Source organism: Aquimarina sp. Aq78 (genome assembly GCF_900299525.1).
Lineage (GTDB): Bacteria > Bacteroidota > Bacteroidia > Flavobacteriales > Flavobacteriaceae > Aquimarina.
Genome location: NZ_OMKA01000030.1, coordinates 1 through 22,440, shown reverse-complemented (window position 1 = coordinate 22,440; position 22,440 = coordinate 1). Strand labels below are relative to the sequence as shown.

Genomic DNA, 22,440 nt, shown 5'->3' with positions numbered 1-22,440 from the left:
ATTTTATAAACTATATCACAAAACTATTCTTTGAATCCATAATCGTTGAATCTTATGATAATATGAAGTATTGTCAGAACTCTGAGAAACCCATTGTTGTACAAACATCTCTTCTTCTGGTGTTGCTTTATCAGAAAAATATTTAATCAAAGCATATTCTAAGTTAATTTGGTTGTGCATATTCATAACAGATTTCATTTTAATAAAAATTATATGTTATTCCTCTTTTATAACAAAGCGTTTTGAATCATCTCTGTATAGTTATGTATATGACGAATAGAAAAGAAGTTACACGTAACCGGAAAGTAAAAAAAATGAAATTAAATCATAAATAACTGATTATCAGAATTATAAAAATAATTAAAACTAATGATTTTATTTTTTTAAGAGCATTACTAATATGAGTTTCGACAGTTCTCTTGCTAATATTAAGTTCATCGGCAATCTCTTGATTGGTTTTTCCTTCGAACCGACTTAGAATAAATATTTTTTGATTCTGATCAGGAAGAGCCCTGATAGCTTTGTAAATTTTTTCTTGTAATTCTGTTTTCCCTACCTCTTCATCATCTTCTTCTACAAGAATAGAAGATTCTTTTTGAATGATATCCTTATGTTGTTGATGAATATTATGAATTTTGATATGATCAAGGCATCGGTTTTTTACAGAGGTATATAGAAATGATTTTAAAGAGGTATGGATAATAAGTTCATCTTTTCTTTCATACAACTTTATAAATACTTCTTGCGTAATATCTTGTGCTGTATCAAGATCCTGAACATATTTTTTTGCATATATCGTAAGTACTTTAAAATATTCCCTAAATACAGATTCAAAAACTTTGACATTTTTGTTTTTGATTTGTTCTATGATAAGTTGATCACCCAAACGTTGATTTTGAAAATTATGCTATCAAATATCTTACAAAGATAAAATTACATTACTATTCTCAAAGAACGAAAAACTCGACCATATGTTACAAAAATTAAAGAAACAACCTCTTCTTTTATTATTTCATAATCTATACAAAGCATAGAAGGGTTATTGAAATTCACCTCTTCCAACACCCCTCTAAAACTAAACGATTAGAAATTAAACCTATAGGATATACCTACTTGCAAAACTTCATTAAATTGTTGTTTTTCTTTATAAATGGATTGTTGTGAAAAGTTGTGGAAATCACCATCAAAAACATCCACTGTTCCCCGTTTATATCTGGCCTCTACTCCTATTCCGTTTTTAAATTCATAACCTAAACCAACTGCAATAGAAACATCTACAAAAGTAATATCATTGCCTTCGTCCCTATTTACAATACCTACTGGAGTATCATCTACATCAAAATCAATACTTGGCGCAATTATAAAATGTAAACCTGTATTTCTAACATAAAATTTGTTTGTTGCCGATATTGAGATATAATGAATTTCGACATCACTCCCTGTTGAAAACTTAGTATTACCTCCTTGATTTGAATATCCAATTTCGGGTTGAAGAGCATAAAGTTTTGAAAATCTAATGTTTAATAACGCTCCTAAATAAACCCCTGGTTTAGTTTCTAAATTTGAATCAGAAAGATTAGAAATATTAACCCCTCCTCTTAATCCAAAAGATGTCTTTTTTTGTGCTGAAGTAATACCGAAAACACCAATTAATGTAAATACTAATACAAGTTTCTTCATTTTAATAAAAATTATATGTTACCCTTTTTAGAGAATAAAGCATTATGCTTCATCTTTGTTCAATCATTACTATGACGTATAGAAAAGAAGTGACACGTAACTAAAGAATGATAAAATTTCAAAAAAAACATAAATAATTAAAAACCAACCTTTTTTCACTTAACTTTTTGGTTATTTATGTTCTAAACAATTAAGTTTGAGGAACGGAAAACAAAAATTAGAACTACTTTTTATAAAGTAGTTTGATTTTGATAAACTTATCAAACGTGGGAAGAAAGTCGGTACTCAAAAACAGAAAAGAAAAGAACAAAAAAGTAGAGCAATGGACTCTGGCTATACTCCCAAAATTAAAGACTGCTGATTTAGGTGAGTTAACCATGGATGATCTGGCTTTGCTAATGAAGAAAAGCAAATCTACTATTTATCAATACTTTACTACAAAAGAAGAGATTTTTGAATATATTACACAAGTAAGAATAGATTATTTGTACACTTATAAAAACCAGATTACAGAAGAAATTTTGAAATTAGATTACCGATGTGAAACTCTAGGACGTATTCTTATGGAGGGAGCTAAGGATGTTTCTTCATTTTTTTTAAGACAATTACAAGAACATTATCCCACAGCATGGAAAATTATTGAAGAATTTTTGTGCGCATTACTTGAAGATTTAAAACAGTTTTACATCTTAGGGATAGAAAACAATATCTTCAAACCTATATCATCTGAGCTTCTTATCAAACTAGATGAATATTTTATCAGGCAATTAATTACTGACGACAATTTCTTTGACCAGACCGAAGAAACATTAGAATCTACAATGAGAGATTATATGTATTTAAAATTTGAAGGATTAAAAAAATAATACCATTTGTATTTTGAATTTACTGGTAAAGAAAATTAAGATTTTTTTGTTTCAGTAAAGAAGAAAAATCAAGCATAGCAGGGCTACGGTTTATTTTTATTCTGAAACTGAGATGAAAAAAGAACATTTTATTCCAGTAGATTCAAAATACAAATGATATAAGATTGTCTTTTATAATAAGTATACCTATAAGTCTCTACTTATAGGTATACCATTACTTTAGCGTTTTAACATAATAAGATTACCTGATCACAATTCTGGTTGTATTTGTTATTCCTCCATCTCCAAAAACCTTAACTAGATACATTCCAGATTTAAGATTTTCTAAAGACAAAGTTTGTTGGGAATCATTTAGTGTTCCAATATTTTTTGAGTATACAAGTCTACCACTTATGCCATATATTTCGACCACGCTATTGTTGATTACAGTTCCGGATGAAATTTGCACTTCTCCATTAGAAATCGTTGGATATAGAAGAGCTCCTTCCGAACTTCGAAGAGGTTTTTCTACTTCTTCCACTTCTTCTGCTACCAATTGTTTTCCTGGAGCATTTATAGAGCGAATAGCCCAACCGAAAGAAGTAAATAAAGGATCGGAAACTAACCGAAAACGTACTGCAATAACATCATCTTCCTGAAAGAAATCTAATAAATTGATAGATTGCTCTTTAAACAATTCATCACTTATTGATGGAGAGGGCCCAGAATTAAAGGTATCTGTCCATTCTGGAAACCTTTGTGCATCATAAGTATCTAATCGTATCCAATCTTTTAAGTTACTAGAAGCTTCTATAGTTACGTAATCATAAAATTGACCCGGCGCAGGATCAAACTCTGTAATTGCAACATCTTCATAGGTAAAACTTCCATTCTCTGTATTTACAATAATAGGATGTCTTAAAACAGTGCGATATTCTGAATCGTTTAAATATGGATGTACAGAATTATTAAGAACTGCCTGACTTACCGTTTCATTAATTGTATTGATCACAAATTCTCCTCCAAAAGTATATACATCAGATATCTCAAAAGTTTCAATAGAGACAAGGTTTTTTGGAGCTGTATAATCAATAATATCAAATGATCCTGAAGAAATAACAGAAGTATCCCCTGCGCTATCAATAGCTTGCATTCCAACAGTATAATTTCCTTCTTCTAAATTCTCTATCACATAAGCAAACTCAGTACCTTGTTCGATATTATCTGTAATTTGAGCTATTTCTTCTCCGCCCAAATACACTACTATTTTCTCAATATCCTCATTTTCCTGCACATAAGTAATCTCTGCATTTTGATTTTCTACAGATTCCTGTGCTGCAGCAATAATTGTTGGAGGTGCATAGTACTTAGGTGGCTCATATCCTTCAAGTTCTTCAAGAGTAGCAGTCCAGATTCCTCTACCGTGAGTTGCCATAACTACTTCATCATTTACGATTTTCATTTGCCATACAGAAAAAGCCGGCAATCCAGCCAGTAGTGACCAATGTTCTCCTCCATCTAATGTTTGAAATACTCCAATATCTGTTCCTACCCAAATTCTATCTTCATCAAATGGCATTTCTACCAAACTATGAATTGCGACATCTGGAAATCCTCTATCTTCTCCTGTAGAAAACCCTGAAATATCTACCCAGGTTTGTCCCAAATCTTCTGTTTTCAATATTTTAGCTGCTCCTTGTCCAGAAAATAATACATACGCTCTATCCTCATTTGTAGAAGAAGTTTCTACTCCGGAAATAAAATAATTATGATTAACACCATCTCTTGGATCAGAGAATAACGCCGTAGGTTCATAAGACACTCCATTATTCTTAGAGACATGAATCACATAACTTCCTGATTCTGTCATTGCATTACCAGCCCATACAACATCTGGATTAGCTGTAGACACAGAAACATCTAATGAACTTGAAGCTCCTACTGAAAAATTATTTGGAATAGAAGTTAATTCCCATGATCTTGCAAAATCAAGAGATCTCCATACTCCACTTATAGAAGGACTGAAAAGCGCATTAGGGTTATTATTTGAATTTGTGATTTTTGAATAAAAAGGTGATGTTCCTGCTCCCGATTCTCCATGCCTTGCATTAAACCCTTGACCATTCTCATAACGTACAAAACCATTAAATTGAGAACCACCTATAAACTCATCGGGATTGTCATAATTCCATAATACTTCAAACCCATCTCCCCCAAGAATAAACTGATATGCGGTTTCATCGTTTGCTCCATTTTCTGTTAATGATATCCAGGTTCCATTATCCTGCGCTCCAGCCATATAATCTTCTGTTCCATTACGTTTATCGGCTCCATAAAACTGTGTACAGTTCAGTCCTACGGCAGAAGTAGACCAATCATTAAGTGTTGTTCCCGGTTCATATAAATAATCTGTATGATATATCCCTCCATCGTTAGCAAGGATTAATTTAAACTTTTTCTCTTTTCTTTTCTTAATCCATGTTAAACCATGTTGGTCAACGTGAACATAATTATTTAATTCGCCATTATAACCTGCTGCGATAGGCTGAAAAGTATAACTCACTGGCCCATCTTTACTTTTGGTTCCAGTTCCTGCTTTAACTATTTGTACTCTATGCATCACTACTCCTCCTGCATAAAAAACATTTTCATTAAAAGGATGCGCTCTTATTATATTGTCATACCATCCTTGCCCTGTAATTAAATTTCCTGCCGCCGGAGTTCCTTCATAACCAATCAGTCTAAATGTTGCTCCCGCATCACTGGTAAGGTAAAAATCAGTACTCACTGCAGTAGTTGCTGCTCCATTACCTGTATACACCGAAATAAAGACCCTATTTGGATTGGCTGGAGAAACATCAAGTTCAAAACGTGAATGGTTTGAGTTGTAATCATCTCTATTCAACACTAAATCCCATGTTAGTCCACCGTCCGTACTTTTTATAACTCCAACACTATTTACACCGCCATAGAGCGTATTAAAATTTGTAGGGTCATAGTTAAGGTCCTGAACGTTTCCTCCATTATACGTATTCTGCCATGTTACTCCTCCATCTGAGGTAACATAGATCCCATTTCTACTTGCAACAACAAGATTATTTTCATCTTCAGGATTTAAGGCTAATCGACCAATTCCTCCAAAATTTTTGGTATTATTAAGGTATTCCCAGTTACGGCCTCCGTTTACGCTTTTTAAAACTCCAACTCCTCCAACTGCATCTAGGTTATTAAAAGGCTCTCCTGTCCCCAGATACAATGTTTCTGGATCACTTGTTCCCACTGCAACTGTAGATGTAGACAGGTTAGGTATTTTATAATCTGTAAGATTTTCCCAGGTAGTTCCAGCATCTTCGGTTACCCAAAGTCCACCACCAACGGTACCTGCATACCATTTATCATCATTATCAGGAGCCACTACAATACCACGTATCCTGCCTGGTACATTTACAGGTCCTCTTTCTGTCCATTTAATAATACTAGAATTCTTAGCAGTAGATCTGTTTTTCATCGCTTTTTGATGCTCTGTCATCAAGAAACCATCTTTATATGTAGATTCTTCGGCTCCAATAGGTTTTAAAAGGTTTGCCTTATACTCTGCTATGATTTCAATTCCTTTCTTCTTGTTATAATCTTTCTTTTTTTTGAGTTTTTTAGAAGTTTCTACAGTGCTTATTTCTGTTTGTTTTTGTTCTTGATTTTTATCACATGAAGAATAAACTATTAGTAGAAAGATAAGAACAGCCAATTTTCGAAAATAAAATTTGTGTGTCATGAGTTAGTTGTTTAAATTAATAATTGTTATTTGTGTTTGAGTTTTTGACAGAAGTAAATCATCAGGATTTTCAGAAGTTGGTTTTTGTTCCATCCCGATGTAAGGAACAAGTTTTATAGAGGTATTATCATTCCAATCAACATTAGATCCTCTAAAATAGCCTTGTTTTATATTTTTTTTTGTTATGGCGTTATATACATTATATTCAAAATGAGTAGCTGGATCTCCTGGCTTTATTATCTTTTTAATATGAAGGACCATCGACTTATTTCTATTTGGTTTTGAAATAATCATATCATTTTTCATAGGTGTAACGGGCTGATGTGATGGTTTATCTTGTGTAGTTTTATTTTCTACAGTTTTACACTGGGCAAAAGAAAATATGGTTAAACCAAAAAAAAGGATACTTATAATTTTTCTCAATAACATCGATACTATTTTATAAATCGCTTGTGAAAGTTGTATTAACTATTCGTTAAATCGGTAATTACTTTCGGCTTTTGGGGAAGGAATATGGTGAAAGCTTATACTTTTATATAAATAATAAAAGACAACCGCATAACATACCTCTAAAATAGTTTTTATTTTTTTGAAAGTCAATAACTTAACGATTTATTTAACAAAATAAGTGTTGTTCAATTTCATGTCTACAGGAAAGTTTTTGGGTGATGATTTTTTTATTTAAAATCTGGACATGTTAAATATTCAGCAACATATATGTTGCTAAATGATCATAACTATAGTTTCAAGATCATACTAATGTACTTGCCAACTTAAGTTATAGACAGAGCTAACCTCGTATTTTGAAATTATCTTTTAGATTTTTCAAAACACAGTTACACTCCTAAAATAGTTTTAATTAATTTCCTTATTAGGGAATACTATATATGGAAAGATGTATAGAATTATAAGATACAACTCTAAAATTAATTTGTTATTTATTGATTTTGGCAATAAAATTAAACATTCACGCCATACATTTTTTCTCGTAGTTCTTTAATTTTTGGGTCACTCATATACTCATCAAATGTAGCATAACGATCGATAACTCCGTTTGGTGTTAGTTCGATTACTCTGTTACCCACAGTTTGAGCAAACTCGTGATCATGAGTAGTAAATAAGACTGTACCTTTAAACTTTTTTAATGAGTTATTAAAAGCAGTAATTGATTCTAAATCAAGGTGATTTGTAGGCTCATCCAGCATCAATACATTTGCTCTTGTCATCATCATTTTAGATAACATACAACGAACTTTTTCACCTCCAGATAATACATTTGATTTTTTTAATGCTTCTTCACCACTAAAAATCATTTTTCCTAAGAACCCTCTAATAAATACTTCTTCTCTTTCTTCTTCTGTAGTTGCCCATTGACGTAACCAATCGACTAGTGTAAGGTCATTTTGAAAATATTCACTATTATCTGCTGGTAAATATGATTGAGTAGTAGTAATCCCCCAGTTAAATTTACCAGAGTCTACTTTTTGTTTATCATTTAGTGCCTGATAAAATGCAGTTGTAGCTCTTGAGTCCTTAGAGAAGATAACAACTTTATCCCCTTTGGTTAAATTAATATCAATATCTTTAAATAGTGTATCTCCATCCTGGCTAGCTGTTAATCCTTCTACATTTAGGATTTGATCACCTGCTTCTCTGTCTCTTTCGAATATTATAGCAGGATAACGACGACTTGATGGTTTAATATCTTCGATATTAAGTTTTTCTATCATTTTTTTACGAGAAGTAGCTTGTTTAGATTTTGCTACGTTCGCACTAAATCGTGCAATAAACTCTTGTAATTCTTTTTTCTTCTCTTCTGCTTTTTTATTCTGCTGGGCCCTTTGTCTTGCTGCTAATTGAGAAGACTCATACCAGAACGTATAATTACCACTATAGTGATTAATTTTACTAAAATCAATATCCGAAATATGTGTACATACTGCATCTAAAAAGTGACGGTCATGAGATACCACAATAACTGTATTCTCAAAGTTTGCCAAAAAGCTTTCTAACCATGAAATGGTTTCATAATCTAAGTCGTTTGTTGGCTCATCCATTATTAAAACATCAGGATTACCAAACAAACATTGTGCTATCAATACTCTAACACGTTGTTTCGTATCAAGATCAGACATCTGGGTATAGTGCAATTCTTCTTTGATACCTAAATTAGAAAGCATTGCTGCTGCATCACTATCAGCATTCCAACCATTCATTTCTTCAAACTGTACTTGTAGCTCACCTATTTTCTCTGCATTTTCATCTGTATAATCTGCATAAAGGGCATCTATTTCTTTCTTTATTTTATATAAAGGTTTATTCCCCATAATTACAGCTTCCAGCACTGTATACTCATCATATGCATAATGGTTTTGTTCTAAAACAGACATTCGTTTCCCTGGTTCTAGATGTACATGTCCAGATGTAGGTTCCATTACACCAGAAAGAATTTTAAGAAATGTGGATTTCCCGGCACCATTGGCGCCAATAATACCATAGCAATTGCCCTGTATAAAAGAAGTATTTACTTCATCAAAAAGTATTCGTTTACCAAATTGAACAGAAAGATTAGAAACTGATAGCATGAGTATGAAAAATTGTAAGATTTAAATTTGCCGCAAAAGTAGATAAATGGATTCAGAACCTGAAACAATATATCATTAATTTCAAAGACTTATTCTATAGCTTATTAGTGATCAAAAAATTGGAAATTGGAAAATTTAAATGCTCCAAATCGTTAATATGTATAGAATTAACTTATAATTAACAACCGTAGTAGGTGTTTCCCTTTATTTTTGGGCAAATAGTTAAGTTAATTTTATAGCGTCAGAAATGCAGTTTTCCGTATTAAGATATTTTGTTCAAGTTTCTTTTTTATCATGCTTTGTATGCAGTTGTGGTTCTTCTGAAAAAGACAATAAAGAATATACTTATTTTGGAGGTGAAATTGTAAACCCAAATACTAACTATGTTATTTTATCTAAGGGTTATGATTATAGGGATACTATTCAGCTTGATAAAAACAATAGATTTCTACATAAAATAGAAAATTTAGAAGATGGCCTATATTCTTTTAAACATAATCCAGAATACCAAGTGGTACTTCTCGAAAAAGGGGATAGTGTACTGATTCGGTTAAATACATTAGAATTTGACGAATCTCTTGTTTTTACAGGTGAAGGTTCGGGGAAAAATAATTTTTTAATCGATTTATTTTTACAAAACGAAATTGAGCGTGAAAGTCTAAAAAGAACAAGTTTTAGGCAGTCTTCTTCGTATTTCAAAAAAAATCAAGATTCTTTATTAAATATAAAATCTACTGCTTTTGAAAAGTTGGTCAACAAAAATGAGTTGAGTAATTTGGCAAAAAAGCTTACTCAAGCGAGTTTTATATTTGAGTATTATATGAGGCATGAATTCTATTTTAATAGTCGCTACGAAATGGGTGGTCCCAATGCAACTAAAGAATTGTCTGCTTCTTTTTTTAATTATAGAAATCAGATTGATTTTAATGATGATGAATTAAAGAGACTATATTCTTATAATTGGTTTTTAAATTGTTACTTTACTAATGCTTCTCTTTCTAATATCGATAATCAACTACGACATAATGATGATTTAGAAAATTTTATTTATAAACTGGACTTAATTGATAATGTTGTAGAGCATTCGTATATCAAAAATAACTTATTAAGGAGATCTACTATTCGTTTTTTATTGGATGATAGTAAAAATAATAAAGAATCAGACATAGCTTTAAAACATTACCTATCAGTAAGCACCAGTAATCGATCGCAAAAAGAATTAAGAAAACTTGCCAGGCATATTTCAAAATTAAGGCCAAACAAAATTATTCCAGATCAGGATTTAATTACTTCAAAAGGTGAAACTGTGAAATTATCATCGCTTTTTAGCAAACCAGTTACTGCTTTATATTTTTGGTCGATAGAAAGTAAAGATCATTATGTAAAGGCTCATGAAAAAGCAACGTATCTTAGTTCTTTGTATCCTGGCATCGATTTTATTGCTGTAAATATTGACCCTGATCAAACAAAAAATTGGTTAAAAACTATAAAAAGGCATCATTACAATTTGGATAATGAATACGAATTTAAACATCCAAAATGTTCTTCAGAAGAATTGGTTATTCATTATAGAAATAAAGTCATTCTTGTAAATCAAGAAGGTAAGATAATAAACCCAAGCACAGATTTGTTTGCCTCTGTTTTTGAGAAGCAACTCATGCAATATACGCAATTGGCAAGTTTAGAAAATTAAAAAGCCACTCAATAGAGCAGCTTTTTATAAAATTTTATGGGTAAGGAAAAACTAAATTAATTTCCTTTTTTATAATCTGCAAGAAACTTTGCAAGACCAATATCGGTTAGTGGATGTTTAAGTAATCCTTCAATAGAAGAAAGAGGTCCTGTCATTACATCTGCACCAATCTTAGCACAATCAATTACGTGCATTGTATGTCTTACTGAAGCTGCCAAAATCTGTGTATCAAATCCGTAATTATCATAAATCAATCTAATCTCTGCGATAAGATTAAGTCCATCTGTAGAAATATCATCTAATCTACCAATAAACGGAGAAACATATGTGGCTCCTGCCTTAGCTGCAAGTAAAGCCTGCCCTGCAGAAAACACCAAAGTACAATTGGTCTTAATTCCTTTATCGCTAAAGTATTTTATTGCTTTTATACCATCTTTGATCATTGGTACTTTTACAATAATCTGATCATGAAGCTTAGCCAGCTCTTCTCCTTCTTTAATAATACCGTCAAAATCTGTAGAAATTACCTCTGCACTTACATCTCCGGTTACGATTTCACATATCTTTTTATAGTGATTAATAATATTTTCTTTACCAGTGATACCTTCTTTAGCCATCAAAGATGGGTTTGTAGTTACTCCATCCAGAACTCCTAAGTCTTGCGCTTCCTTAATCTGATCAAGATTTGCAGTATCAATAAAAAATTTCATAGTATTGTTTTTAAAATTGTTGTGTATAAATTTTGCTCTTTTATAGATCGCGAATATAAAAATAATCGTTGTAGGCTAATAAAATCTTTTTGTTAATTAAAAAAATATCTTTTATCTATAAAGCTCTTATATCTAATTACAGAAGTAAAAATCATAATTTATAATGATTCATTAGCATTTTCTCATATACTCTGTCTGGTAATATTCTTTTTAGTACAATAGAAAATTTTTGCATAAATGCTCCAACCTTATAATGCACCTTTGGTTTTTTATTTTTTATAATCTTAAAAACAGCTTCAGCCATTTCTAAAGGATCATTACCCGAATCTACATGGCTATCCATTAGTTTTAGTGTATCACCATATGATTTTTCATATGGTGAATTTTCAATAACTGGAGCATGGTAGCGCCCAGCAGCAATATTGGTTGCAAAATCACCAGGAGCCACATTTGTCATTCTAATATTAAAACTCTTTAATTCCATCCGCCATGCTTCTGTAGTCATCTCTAATGCCGCTTTAGAAGCGCTATAAATCCCTCTATATGGCAGTCCCATATATCCAGCTATAGAGGTGATGTTAATAATTAAGCCACTACCTTGTTTTCTCATTACTGGCAAAACAGCTTTAGTAACATTAATTGGACCAAAATAATTTGTAGTAAAATTTCGTACTATTTCTTCATTAGGGATTTCCTCTATCGGACCAGTAATACCTGCTCCAGCATTATTGATTAGCACATCTAATCGCCCATGTTTTTGTTCTATTGTTGCAATAGCAGATTCGATACTATTAGTATCGGCAACATCAAGCTCCAAAAGTGTAAAAAACTCAAAATCAGAAAATCGAGATGGATTACGACTTGTACCGTATACAATATACCCTCTTTCTGCTAAAAATATTCCTATTGATTTCCCTATCCCAGAAGACCCACCTGTTATTAAAACTACAGTATCTTTTTGATTCGTACTCATAATCGCAAATATACAATTCTGATTAACGATCTACTAATCTCAAAATATAAAATGATAGGAAACGATGATGGTGATTTATGTATTGATATTTATTAAATAACATCAAAAATTAGGGCACAAAAAAAGGCAAGCTACCTACATCACACTGCTACAACCGTCTACCTTTGCTGCGTTCCCGCCCTGGAGGATTCAACAGGAGCTAGTTGTGTAGGACTTGCCGATGCAAAGATACAATCTTTAGGATATAAAACAATGATTTTTTAAACCCAATTAAAATAAATATCTTGCTTAAAATTTAATTATCACAATGAAGATCCATAACTCCTTCGTCATCATTATTTTAAGTATACTCAGTTTTTCTTGTGGAAGTAATCAGAATAAGCAAAAAAAATATTTTTCTATCAGTACCGAGGATAATAAAACAAAATTTATGCTTGGTGAGACGATAAAAGCAAACATCATAAACTCTCAAAATATAAAAATTGATTCTGTCACCTTTCTTTTAGACAATAAAAAAGTAGCTTCTAAAAAAGATTTTAGTTATGAAGAAAAAATAGATGATGAAAAATTAGGAAATCATATCCTAACCGCTCAAGTTTTTTATGATGGAAATATAGATACAATAAGCAAAAAAGTTGCTTTTCTTAATAATATATCTCCAAAATTGTATTCTTATAAAATTATTGCAGAATATCCTCATGATAAAAAAGCCTTTACCCAAGGACTAGAATTTTTTGGAGATACGTTATATGAAAGTACTGGTAAAAAAGGAATGTCTTCTTTAAGAAAGCTTAACTATAAAACTGGAGAAGTTCTTGTAAAAATAGATATCGCAAAAGAATATTTTGCCGAAGGAATTACGATTATGAATGATAAAATATTTCAACTGACCTGGACATCTAAAGAAGGATTTATCTATAATCTTAATACCTTAGAAAAAACTGGAAGTTTTGCATATAATCAAAGTAAAGAAGGTTGGGGATTATGTAATAATGGAAATAAGATCTATAAAAGTGATGGTACAGAAAAAATATGGATACTTAACCCTAATACACTTGCTGAAGAAGATTATATAGAAGTTACGACAAACAAAGGTGTTAAATCCAGGTTTAATGAATTAGAATGGGTTGACGGAAAAATTTACGCTAATACTTGGCAAAAGGATGGGATTGCTATAATTAATCCCAATAGTGGTGCTCTAGAAGCTGTAATTAACCTTAGCGGTCTTCGTAAAAAAGTAACCCAGCATGAAAAATTAGATGTACTAAATGGTATAGCTTATAATGAAGACACCAAACGGCTATTTGTAACCGGTAAAAACTGGGATAAACTTTTTGAAATTGAAGTTATTAAAAAACCATAATGTTTTTCGATAGAAAACAACCATAGACTACTAAATATAAGTCATTTCATTTCAATTTTTTGATACAATAAAGATTCATTTTTCAATAAATTTCTGCAACACTATAATAAGTTCCTCGTTATTGTAATAGACAGATAATAAACCGTACCTTTGCGGCTTATTTTTAGCTATATGAATAAATTTGAAGCGTTAGGTCTTGGTGAAGCCATTATTAAGGCGGTGAATGATATGGGTTTCGAAACCCCTAGTGAAGTACAGGAAAAGGCAATCCCTATTTTATTAAAAGAAGATACGGATATTGTTGCTTTAGCACAAACCGGTACAGGAAAAACAGCAGCTTTTGGTTTTCCTTTAATCGAAAAAATTGATAGTAGCAGTAGGATTACACAAGGATTAATCCTCTCTCCTACTCGTGAACTTTGTTTACAAATTACTAACGAACTAAAAAACTACTCTAAATATATTCCTGGATTGCACACTGTAGCAATTTATGGTGGAGCAAGTATAACAGATCAGGCAAAACAAATAAAGCGTGGTGCCCAAATCGTAGTGGCAACTCCTGGGCGAATGCAGGATATGATCAACCGTAAAATGGTAGACATTACCAATATTAGTTATTGTGTATTGGATGAAGCCGATGAGATGCTAAATATGGGGTTTTATGAAGATATTAATACCATTTTATCTCATACCCCAGAAGATAAAAGTACTTGGCTCTTCTCTGCTACAATGCCAAAAGAAGTTTCTACCATTGCAAAACGATTTATGCAAACACCAGTAGAAATTACTGTGGGGCATAAAAACACCGGTTCTAAAAACGTTTCTCACGAATATTATGTAGTAAACTCTCGTGATCGATATGCTGCTCTGAAACGATTAGCAGATGCTAATCCAGATATCTTTTCGGTAATCTTTTGCCGTACAAAAAGAGATACTCAAAAAGTAGCAGAAAACCTTATTGGTGATGGATACAATGCCGCAGCATTACATGGTGATTTAAGTCAAAATCAACGTGATCTGGTGATGAAAAGTTTTAGAAATCGCCAAATACAGATGCTAGTTGCTACAGATGTAGCTGCACGTGGTATTGATGTAGACGATGTTACCCATGTAATCAACTATCAACTCCCAGATGAGATAGAAACATACACCCATAGAAGTGGAAGAACAGGACGTGCCGGAAAAAGTGGTGTCTCTATGGTTATTGTATCTAAAAGCGAAGTTCGAAAAATTAAATCTGTAGAACGGATTATTAAGAAGAGTTTCGAGAAAAAAGAAATTCCTAGTGGCGAAGAAATATGCCAGGTTCAATTATTTCATTTGGCCAGTGATATCGGAAAAGCAGAAATAAATCATGAAATTGATAGTTACCTACCGTCTATTAATGAGGTTTTAGAAGAATTTTCAAAAGAAGAATTGATCAAAAAATTCTTTTCGGTAGAGTTTTCTCGTTTTCATAATTATTATAAAAAATCTAGAGATCTAAATGCTGTAAATGAAAGAGATGGTAATTCTGGTAGAGATGGTAGTACACGTTACTTTATTAATGTAGGAGAAAAAGATGGATTTGACTGGATGACTTTAAAGGATTTCCTGAAAGAAGTGTTAGAACTAGGAAGCGATTCTTTAAGCCGGGTAGATGTAAAAGAAAGTTTTTCTTTTTTCAATACTAATACTGAGCATCAGGAACGAGTTCTTCAAGTTTTTGAAGATTTCAGAATGGAAGGAAGAAAAGTTAATGTAGAAATCTCTAAAGATTCTGGCCGTAGAGGAGGAAGACGTCGTCGTGATAATGATGGTGGTGGTTTTAAAGGAAAACGTAGAAGCGACGGATTTAAACCTAAGGGTAAAAAACGTTTTGATTCAAAAGAAGATAGAGGTAGCGGAGGTAATAAAAAAAGAGATCGTAGAAAACGTAGTGATCGTAGATAAATCAGAGGTTTGTCTTTTGTATATTCAAGAAATATTTCCTTAGTAAACTATTGAATATAAAGACTTAACAAATAAATATGATTTTTGGCGCGATTTTTATGTTATATTATTTAAAATTGAACGTCATATTATATACATGAAGAGAGTATTACTTTACATAGCACTATTAGCAGGTATAACAACTACTTATGCTCAGGTAAATGATTCAAATACAGTATCAGGAAAAGTATTAAATGCTGCCAATGATCAGATATTAGAAAATGTTCACATTGTTAATCTTAGTCAGGTAATAGGTACAATTACCAATGAAAAAGGAGATTTTAATATTCCTGCCAAAGTAAATGATACTCTATATTTTTCTTATATTGGATATAAACCATTACAGGTTAGAGTAACTAATGATTGGGTTAAGTTTGGAGAAGTTAAGATTAAGATGACAGAGTTAGGAATTGCACTAGAAGAGGTCGTTGTTGCCGATGTACAACTTACCGGTTATCTGGAGATCGATGCTAAGAGAATTCCTGTCTATAACAATTACAGATATAGTATTTCTGGGTTGAATTCTGGATATGAAGGTGGTAGCAGACAGCCTGGAGCTGTAAACAAAGTATTGGGTGCTATTTTTAACCCTGCAGATTTTCTATATAATATATTTAGCAAACGATCAAAGGAATTAAGGAAGCTTCGCAAAATGAAGAAAGACGATGAGATTAGAAATCTATTAGAGACTAAATTTGATCGTGCGACCTTAATGGCTCTTCTACAAGTAGGACGGTTGGATATAGATGAGATTTTACGAAATTGTAACTATTCTGTTGATTTTATAAAATTTGCAAACGATCTTCAAATCCTTGATGCGATAAGCGAATGTTATGAGGAATACAAAATACTAGACAGAAAGTAATCTACACACAAGAGCATATTATCAACGTAACGAATGTAATGCGATTCTGTTTCCTTCAGAATCTATAAAATACGCCATATACCCATGCTCTTCAGAGATTTGCTTTTTGTCTAAAACTACTTTTCCTCCTGCATCTGCCACTCTACTCATTTCATTAGCAACATTGTCACAAGAAAAGTATACCAAAACTCCATCTTCGCTAGGTTTGTAATGTTCTCCTGCATAGATCAATGTTCCGGTAGCAATTCCAACTTGATTTTGGTTAGGAAACCACCCCATCTGTACACCTTCCATATCTTGAAGGCTAATTTCAATATCAAAAACTTTTTCATAAAAAGTTTTAGCTCTCTTCATATTTATAACCGGAATTTCGAACCAAGTAACCATAATGTTAGATGTTAGATGTTAGATGTTAGATGTTAGATGTTAGATGTTAGATGTTAGATGTTAGATGTTAGATGTTAGAAAGTTACTCATTCTCATGATATCGCGCAATAATTTGCTCATGACTTTTAATCACCTTCTTTGCCCACTCCATTCGTTTTTCTAATTTTTCTTCTTCAGATAACTGCCAATTGATACTTGTTTCTTTAAGTGTAGAGGTAACATGTTGTAATATAATTGCTGCAGAAACTGAAATATTAAGGCTTTCGGTAAATCCAACCATTGGGATATGTAACCTGGCATCTGCCATTTCCAGTACCTGATCACTTAACCCTTGTTGCTCTCTTCCAAAGAAAAATGCAGCTGGTTTATCAATATTAAAACCCTGCAAAACTTTAGAATCATCATGAGGAGTAGTCGCAACAATTTGATATCCTTTATTTTGTAATGTAGTAAGACACTCTTTGGTAGTTGAGTATCGATTGACATCTACCCATTTTTGAGCGCCCATTGCAATCTCACGATCTATACGTTTTGCGTTTATTTCTTCAATTACATGCACATTCTGGATTCCAAACACATCACAACTGCGTATCACCGCACTTGTATTATGCAATTGATACACATCCTCGACTGCAACCGTAAAATGGTTTGTACGTTGTTCCAAAACTTTTTTATTTAAACCTTGTCGTCTTGGAGTAAGAAATGATTCTAAATATTCGAGAAGTTTTATATCTATCATAACTGCTAAAATATGAAAACGTCAACTATTTTTAAATAAAAAAAGAGCTGTCTGATATAATGTCTGACAGCTCTTTTACAATCTACTTAATTTAACTTAAATACATATACCGTAGCTTTCTAAGTTGTAAAACTTATGGTTTATTACAACATAGCTCAAGTATATGCATAATTCAGATTTAAAAACACTTAAAATTTGATATCGTCTATCAAACATTCTTTTATGACTTTATATATATTAAATCATTCTTTTTCAGATAAAAAAAACCTCCCGAAATTACCCCTAAAAACGGAAGGTTTAAGTAAACACATTGTCAAAATGTTTCTTACTGACTAATTATTTGAATCATAATTAGCCTAATTTTTCTTTTTCATTATTTCTTAATTCATACTTTATTATGCTGTTGTTATGTTATTTATAGTTATAGGTTTTAGTATAAGTGTAGCTATACTCAAAATCAAATTTGGTATCACTATACTGTATGGCGTGGCAAATAAATATCAAAAAAGATCTTAACAACTTGTAGCTGTGTACATTAAACTTAAATACCACATTAACTAAAGATAAAACGTTAGTTTTTCTGGTATTATATCGTGTTAAGAAAGTGATAAAAAATGTACGGTAAGTCCGTAAAAAAGATAAAGAATTACTATATTTCACCCTTTGAAAAGAGGAGAAAAACGATACGCATTTTTCCTTAAGGGATAGAAGCATCCCACCAATTGAAAATCGAAATTGACAATTTCTAGATGCATGAAATAACAGTCTACTCATAATGATTGATTTATTTTAAATTAATCGCTATTCAGACCCTGCTTTTGTTGGCTCGCCAAAGTTTTACAATCGCGGGGTTGTTTTTGTCTTAACCTTAATTTTTAATGATACATATTTATAAAAGAAACTAACATTAAAAATCTACAGTCTTTACACATTTATTTATTTATTATAACTTCTTATTTTAGTACTACGATCAAAACACTTCCAAAAACAGAAGTTTTTGATTTCATATTATTATGTATTCTCTTATATACAATAAAAGTAATACGTTCTTATTTTCTCATTAATTCAGTTTGACAATAAAAGTGCTTGTTTCTTCACAAAAGTATTTAACTGCTACTTAGATGAAAAACTACATATTTCTTTTACAAAACAATATCGAATATAAAACTCAGGGAGGGGTAAGAAAATAAGTTTTTTATTCTTTAATTATTACATTATGTTTTGTTCAAAAACAATACTTAAAGATAGTTACTATTTGTTAAAATCGAACACTGAAATACCACATAATTATTCTGGTTTTACCGTAAAAAGATAAATGACTAATCATATTTGAAAAAAAATAAACAAAATTAACATTTATATTATTTTAAAAAACAACAAACACCTAACAATCAATCATTTATATAAAATAACAAATCACATAACAGGTTGCAAATTTTAAAAAAAAGTAGGAATATTCCATAAAAATTATATAAATATTGCTTTTTAACTGTATTAATATGCTTTTTAACTGTTTTTAGGTTGTTGCAAAAACGTCAATTATTGATAGATAAACTGTAATTTCTTATTAAGATAAAAGTATCCATCTTGTTTTTCAATACTAAAATAGATAGTAGATTTAAAATGTTATACTATTATCCTCGCTCCTAACATTTTCAACTCCTTAAACTTAAACAGTTTACATAAAAAAATCACTCTCTACAGAAAATAGAAAGTGATTTTTAATTTTAATTTATTTTTACGATTAGCCTTCTTTTTGAATTTCTACCGCGTGTGGGTAAGGGATTTCTATGCCAGCAGCATCAAGGGCTAGTTTACAGTTTTCTAACGTAGCAAAATACACATCCCAATAATCTTCGGGAGTACAGTATGGTCGAACAGCCAAATCAACAGAGCTGTCCCCTAATTGACTCACATTTACAGAAGGTGCAGGATCTTTCATTATCTTAGGGTTTGATGTCAAAACTCCTAGCAATACTTCTTTTGCATCTTTTATATTTTCATCATAACCTATACCTATCGTGATATCTACTCTCATCATTCCTTCTACTGTATAGTTAATGATATTACCATTTGCCATTGCTCCATTAGGAACAATAGCTAACTTATTTTGTGGAGTAGTTAATTTGGTCGTAAAAATTTCAATTTCTTTAACTACGCCCAATACACCTTGTGCTTCTATAAGATCTCCTATTTTGTATGGTCTAAAAATCATAATAAGTACTCCGCCTGCAAAATTTGACAAAGACCCTTGTAGTGCCAAACCTATTGCTAAACCGGCTGCAGCAATTACAGCAGCAAAAGTAGTTACATCAACTCCTAGTCTCGAAATTACAATAATGATAAGGAATACTTTTAGCGACCAAGTGATTAAGTTTAACAAAAACTTCTGTAGAGATTCATCATACTTACTTTTAGACATCACTTGTCTAACACTACGAATTAATTTTTTGATAACCCACGATCCTATGATATAAATAAGAATCGCTGTAATAAGTTTAGGGCCAAATTCTTTTGCCAGTTCAATTCCGTAATTGAACCATTCTTGAGCTTTTTCCATTATAATTTGTGTTATTTTATATGTGAAATATTGTAGTAATAAAAAATATAACTGCAATAAATAAAATTTAGAGTAGCAAAGGTATATGAAATCAATTCAAAGCCAAAATGTTTTCTATACTATGATTATTGTATTATAATAAACTCGCTTCTACGATTAAGTTGATGTTCTGCATCACTACATGACACCCCATCTGCACATTTATTAATAAGCGCAGTTTCACCATATCCTCTACCCGTTACACGAGATCTGTCTATCTTACCCTTTTCAACTATATACTTAATTGTGTTTTTTGCTCTTTGCTCACTTAAATACATATTATAATCATCATTTGCTCTACTGTCTGTATGAGATCTAACATCGATTTTTAAGTTAGGATACCCTTTAAGTGCCGCAATAATTTTTTGCAATTCTATTTCTGCATCTGCTCTTATAAAAGATTTATCCAAATCAAAATATATGATTTCCAGATCCAATAGTTTAGCCAAATCATCACCTGGTTTCACTTCTTTTTCAATCAATCCTCCTTTACTAAGTTGTAAGGCCAGGTCATGTTTATGTTCTAACACATTATTTGCAGTAAGAAGTGCTTCTGTAGGACTATATGCTGTCTTGTTTGCTCTAACAATATATGACGTATCACACTCGAGATCAAATTTATACACTCCTCTTTTATCTGTAACGGTACGTTGCAATTCGTTATTGGTATCATCTAATAAAAATACTTCGGCATCTACCAGAACTTCTCTAGAGCTTGCATCTGTGACTACTCCTGCAACATATTGATTACATGTGGTAATTAATTCTTCAGTTTGCTTAAAGCTATAGATATCATCGTTCCCTTTTCCTCCAGCTCTATTACTTGAAAAATATCCAATTTTTGTATCCTCATTCAACACAAAAGTAAAATCGTCTTCAGAGCTATTTACTGGTTTCCCTACATTATATGGGATAGAAAATACTCCAAATTCCTCTGGAACAGTTACAAAAATATCCAATCCTCCTAAACCAATATGTCCATCACTTGCAAAATACAATCGTCCCGAATTACTAACATACGGAAAAGTTTCTCTTCCTTCAGTATTAATTTTATCTCCTAGGTTTTGAGGTTCACCAAAAGTACCATCTTCATGTATATCAATAACATATAAATCAGAAAGACCTCTACTATCGGGCATATCGCTAGCAAAATAAAGCTTAGTCCCATCTGCACTTAATGCAGGGTGGGCTATAGAATATTCATTACTATTAAAAGACAACTCTTCTATATTTGTCCATTTATCATTTTCGAGTGTTGCTCTATATATTTTTAATAATATAGTCCCCTCTACATTAGAACCTAATTTTCTTTTGATATAATTATTACGAGTAAAATATACCGTTTGTCCATCACTACTAAATGAAGTAGATGATTCATGAAATTTTGTATTTATTTTTCCTTTTAATTTTTTAGGTGTTTGCAAAATTCCATTAGATTCAATAATCGTTGAAGAAAACAAATCTAAAAATGGCATTTCATTCCATTCATGCACAACCTTACTCATTCCACTTCCTCCTCCCCGAGAAGATGCAAATATCAATTCTCCCTGATTATTAAAACTTGGTGCATAATCAGAGTATTTAGAGTTTACACTTAATTTTAATAATCTAAACTTACCTGACTGCATTTCAATAAATTTCAAATAATCCCTGGTATTCATAAAGAATTCTGCTCTTTGATCATTACCAGTAATCGTATTAAATTGCTCCATTATCTTATCAGCTTCCTCGTATCGCTGTATACTTTTTAAGCTTTGAGAATATCTGAATAAATATTCAGGGTCAAGATCATCTGCATACTTGGTAGTTAACTTTTCATACCAAGGAATTGCATCCTCTAACCGGGCATTAAAATAATAAGAGTCTCCAAGTTTTTTAAACAAATTAGCAGATTCATAACCACTTTCTGCAACTTGAAGATATATTTTACGGGCATCTACAAAAGCGTAATGATTAAAGCTTTCATCAGCTTTAGCCATACGTTTTTCCTGAGAAAAAGCAATACCAGACAATAGTATACTTAAAGATATATTTATAAAGTATTTGGTAAAATTCATAGTTTTTCGTTTTTACTTAATTCTAAAAACTAGGTTTTATTAAGGTTCTTATCTTTTGCTTTTATTTTTTTGAAGGCTTATCATCCCAGAATACTAATTAAAAGAAACGAGGTGTTAACATTCTATTGTATTTTTTGAAGAGCTCGAATCTGAGAAAGACCTCATAACTCCCATCATTAAATTGACTCTGACCTAACTCGG

The 22,440-nt window shown here is 31.6% G+C and carries 17 protein-coding genes and 1 other RNA gene; 5 read left to right on the top strand and 13 right to left on the bottom strand.

What is annotated here, in order from left to right; translation table 11 throughout:
• Nucleotides 1-15: 15 nt before the first annotated feature.
• The 3 genes from DG435_RS22975 to DG435_RS22965 all read right to left on the bottom strand — a co-directional run bounded on the left by DG435_RS22975 (nucleotide 16) and on the right by DG435_RS22965 (nucleotide 1,680).
• Nucleotides 16-186 carry a hypothetical protein gene (locus tag DG435_RS22975; protein ID WP_159025794.1) on the bottom strand — a complete coding sequence of 57 codons (171 nt, stop codon included), beginning with the start codon at nucleotides 184-186 and terminating at the stop codon, nucleotides 16-18.
• 139 nt (nucleotides 187-325) lie between these two features.
• Nucleotides 326-886 carry an RNA polymerase sigma-70 factor gene (locus tag DG435_RS22970; RefSeq protein WP_106795013.1) on the bottom strand — a complete coding sequence of 187 codons (561 nt, stop codon included), beginning with the start codon at nucleotides 884-886 and terminating at the stop codon, nucleotides 326-328.
• A 197-nt stretch (nucleotides 887-1,083) separates the two neighbouring features.
• Nucleotides 1,084-1,680 carry a porin family protein gene (locus tag DG435_RS22965; RefSeq protein WP_106795014.1) on the bottom strand — a complete coding sequence of 199 codons (597 nt, stop codon included), beginning with the start codon at nucleotides 1,678-1,680 and terminating at the stop codon, nucleotides 1,084-1,086.
• A gap of 266 nt (nucleotides 1,681-1,946) precedes the next feature.
• On the opposite strand from DG435_RS22965, the gene DG435_RS22960 reads away from it, so the two are divergent.
• On the top strand, nucleotides 1,947-2,546 hold the full coding sequence (locus tag DG435_RS22960; protein ID WP_106795015.1) for a TetR/AcrR family transcriptional regulator: 600 nt from the start codon (nucleotides 1,947-1,949) through the stop codon (nucleotides 2,544-2,546).
• A gap of 241 nt (nucleotides 2,547-2,787) precedes the next feature.
• Here DG435_RS22960 and DG435_RS22955 read toward each other — a convergent pair whose 3' ends face one another.
• The 3 genes from DG435_RS22955 to DG435_RS22945 form a co-directional block, all read right to left on the bottom strand.
• Nucleotides 2,788-6,297 (bottom strand): T9SS type A sorting domain-containing protein, encoded by a 3,510-nt coding sequence (locus DG435_RS22955; protein WP_106794914.1) that lies wholly within the window; start codon nucleotides 6,295-6,297, stop codon nucleotides 2,788-2,790.
• Between the two features lie 3 nt (nucleotides 6,298-6,300).
• Complete coding sequence (locus tag DG435_RS22950; protein ID WP_106794913.1) at nucleotides 6,301-6,726, bottom strand: hypothetical protein; 426 nt, start codon at nucleotides 6,724-6,726, stop codon at nucleotides 6,301-6,303.
• A gap of 530 nt (nucleotides 6,727-7,256) precedes the next feature.
• Nucleotides 7,257-8,882, bottom strand: a complete 1,626-nt coding sequence (locus DG435_RS22945; RefSeq protein WP_106794912.1) for an ABC-F family ATP-binding cassette domain-containing protein — start codon at nucleotides 8,880-8,882, stop codon at nucleotides 7,257-7,259.
• Between the two features lie 247 nt (nucleotides 8,883-9,129).
• Between DG435_RS22945 and DG435_RS22940 the strand changes: the two genes are divergently transcribed.
• Complete coding sequence (locus DG435_RS22940) at nucleotides 9,130-10,575, top strand: hypothetical protein (protein WP_106794911.1); 1,446 nt, start codon at nucleotides 9,130-9,132, stop codon at nucleotides 10,573-10,575.
• A gap of 56 nt (nucleotides 10,576-10,631) precedes the next feature.
• On the opposite strand, the gene fsa is transcribed toward DG435_RS22940, so the two are convergent.
• The 3 genes from fsa to ffs all read right to left on the bottom strand — a co-directional run bounded on the left by fsa (nucleotide 10,632) and on the right by ffs (nucleotide 12,478).
• On the bottom strand, nucleotides 10,632-11,285 hold the full coding sequence (gene fsa / locus DG435_RS22935; protein ID WP_024772849.1) for a fructose-6-phosphate aldolase: 654 nt from the start codon (nucleotides 11,283-11,285) through the stop codon (nucleotides 10,632-10,634).
• Nucleotides 11,286-11,436: 151 nt separating this feature from the next.
• Nucleotides 11,437-12,258 carry an SDR family oxidoreductase gene (locus tag DG435_RS22930; RefSeq protein ID WP_106794910.1) on the bottom strand — a complete coding sequence of 274 codons (822 nt, stop codon included), beginning with the start codon at nucleotides 12,256-12,258 and terminating at the stop codon, nucleotides 11,437-11,439.
• A 121-nt stretch (nucleotides 12,259-12,379) separates the two neighbouring features.
• Nucleotides 12,380-12,478, bottom strand: an RNA gene (ffs, locus tag DG435_RS22925) — signal recognition particle sRNA small type.
• 210 nt (nucleotides 12,479-12,688) lie between these two features.
• On the opposite strand from ffs, the gene DG435_RS22920 reads away from it, so the two are divergent.
• From DG435_RS22920 to DG435_RS22910, 3 genes are all read left to right on the top strand, one after another.
• A complete protein-coding gene (locus tag DG435_RS22920; protein WP_369872390.1) occupies nucleotides 12,689-13,621 on the top strand; it encodes a glutaminyl-peptide cyclotransferase in 933 nt (310 codons plus the stop codon).
• A 171-nt stretch (nucleotides 13,622-13,792) separates the two neighbouring features.
• A complete protein-coding gene (locus DG435_RS22915; RefSeq protein ID WP_106794908.1) occupies nucleotides 13,793-15,553 on the top strand; it encodes a DEAD/DEAH box helicase in 1,761 nt (586 codons plus the stop codon).
• 136 nt (nucleotides 15,554-15,689) lie between these two features.
• Nucleotides 15,690-16,457 (top strand): carboxypeptidase-like regulatory domain-containing protein, encoded by a 768-nt coding sequence (locus tag DG435_RS22910; protein WP_106794907.1) that lies wholly within the window; start codon nucleotides 15,690-15,692, stop codon nucleotides 16,455-16,457.
• Nucleotides 16,458-16,478: 21 nt separating this feature from the next.
• On the opposite strand, the gene DG435_RS22905 is transcribed toward DG435_RS22910, so the two are convergent.
• The 4 genes from DG435_RS22905 to DG435_RS22890 all read right to left on the bottom strand — a co-directional run bounded on the left by DG435_RS22905 (nucleotide 16,479) and on the right by DG435_RS22890 (nucleotide 22,239).
• Nucleotides 16,479-16,844, bottom strand: a complete 366-nt coding sequence (locus tag DG435_RS22905) for a VOC family protein (protein WP_106794906.1) — start codon at nucleotides 16,842-16,844, stop codon at nucleotides 16,479-16,481.
• Between the two features lie 82 nt (nucleotides 16,845-16,926).
• Nucleotides 16,927-17,583, bottom strand: coding sequence for an RNA methyltransferase (locus DG435_RS22900; RefSeq protein WP_106794905.1), 657 nt, complete (start codon nucleotides 17,581-17,583; stop codon nucleotides 16,927-16,929).
• 1,744 nt (nucleotides 17,584-19,327) lie between these two features.
• Entirely contained in the window at nucleotides 19,328-20,143 is an 816-nt protein-coding gene (locus DG435_RS22895) for a mechanosensitive ion channel family protein (RefSeq protein WP_106794904.1), read from the bottom strand.
• Between the two features lie 125 nt (nucleotides 20,144-20,268).
• Nucleotides 20,269-22,239 (bottom strand): OmpA family protein, encoded by a 1,971-nt coding sequence (locus DG435_RS22890; protein ID WP_106794903.1) that lies wholly within the window; start codon nucleotides 22,237-22,239, stop codon nucleotides 20,269-20,271.
• Nucleotides 22,240-22,440 lie beyond the last annotated feature (201 nt).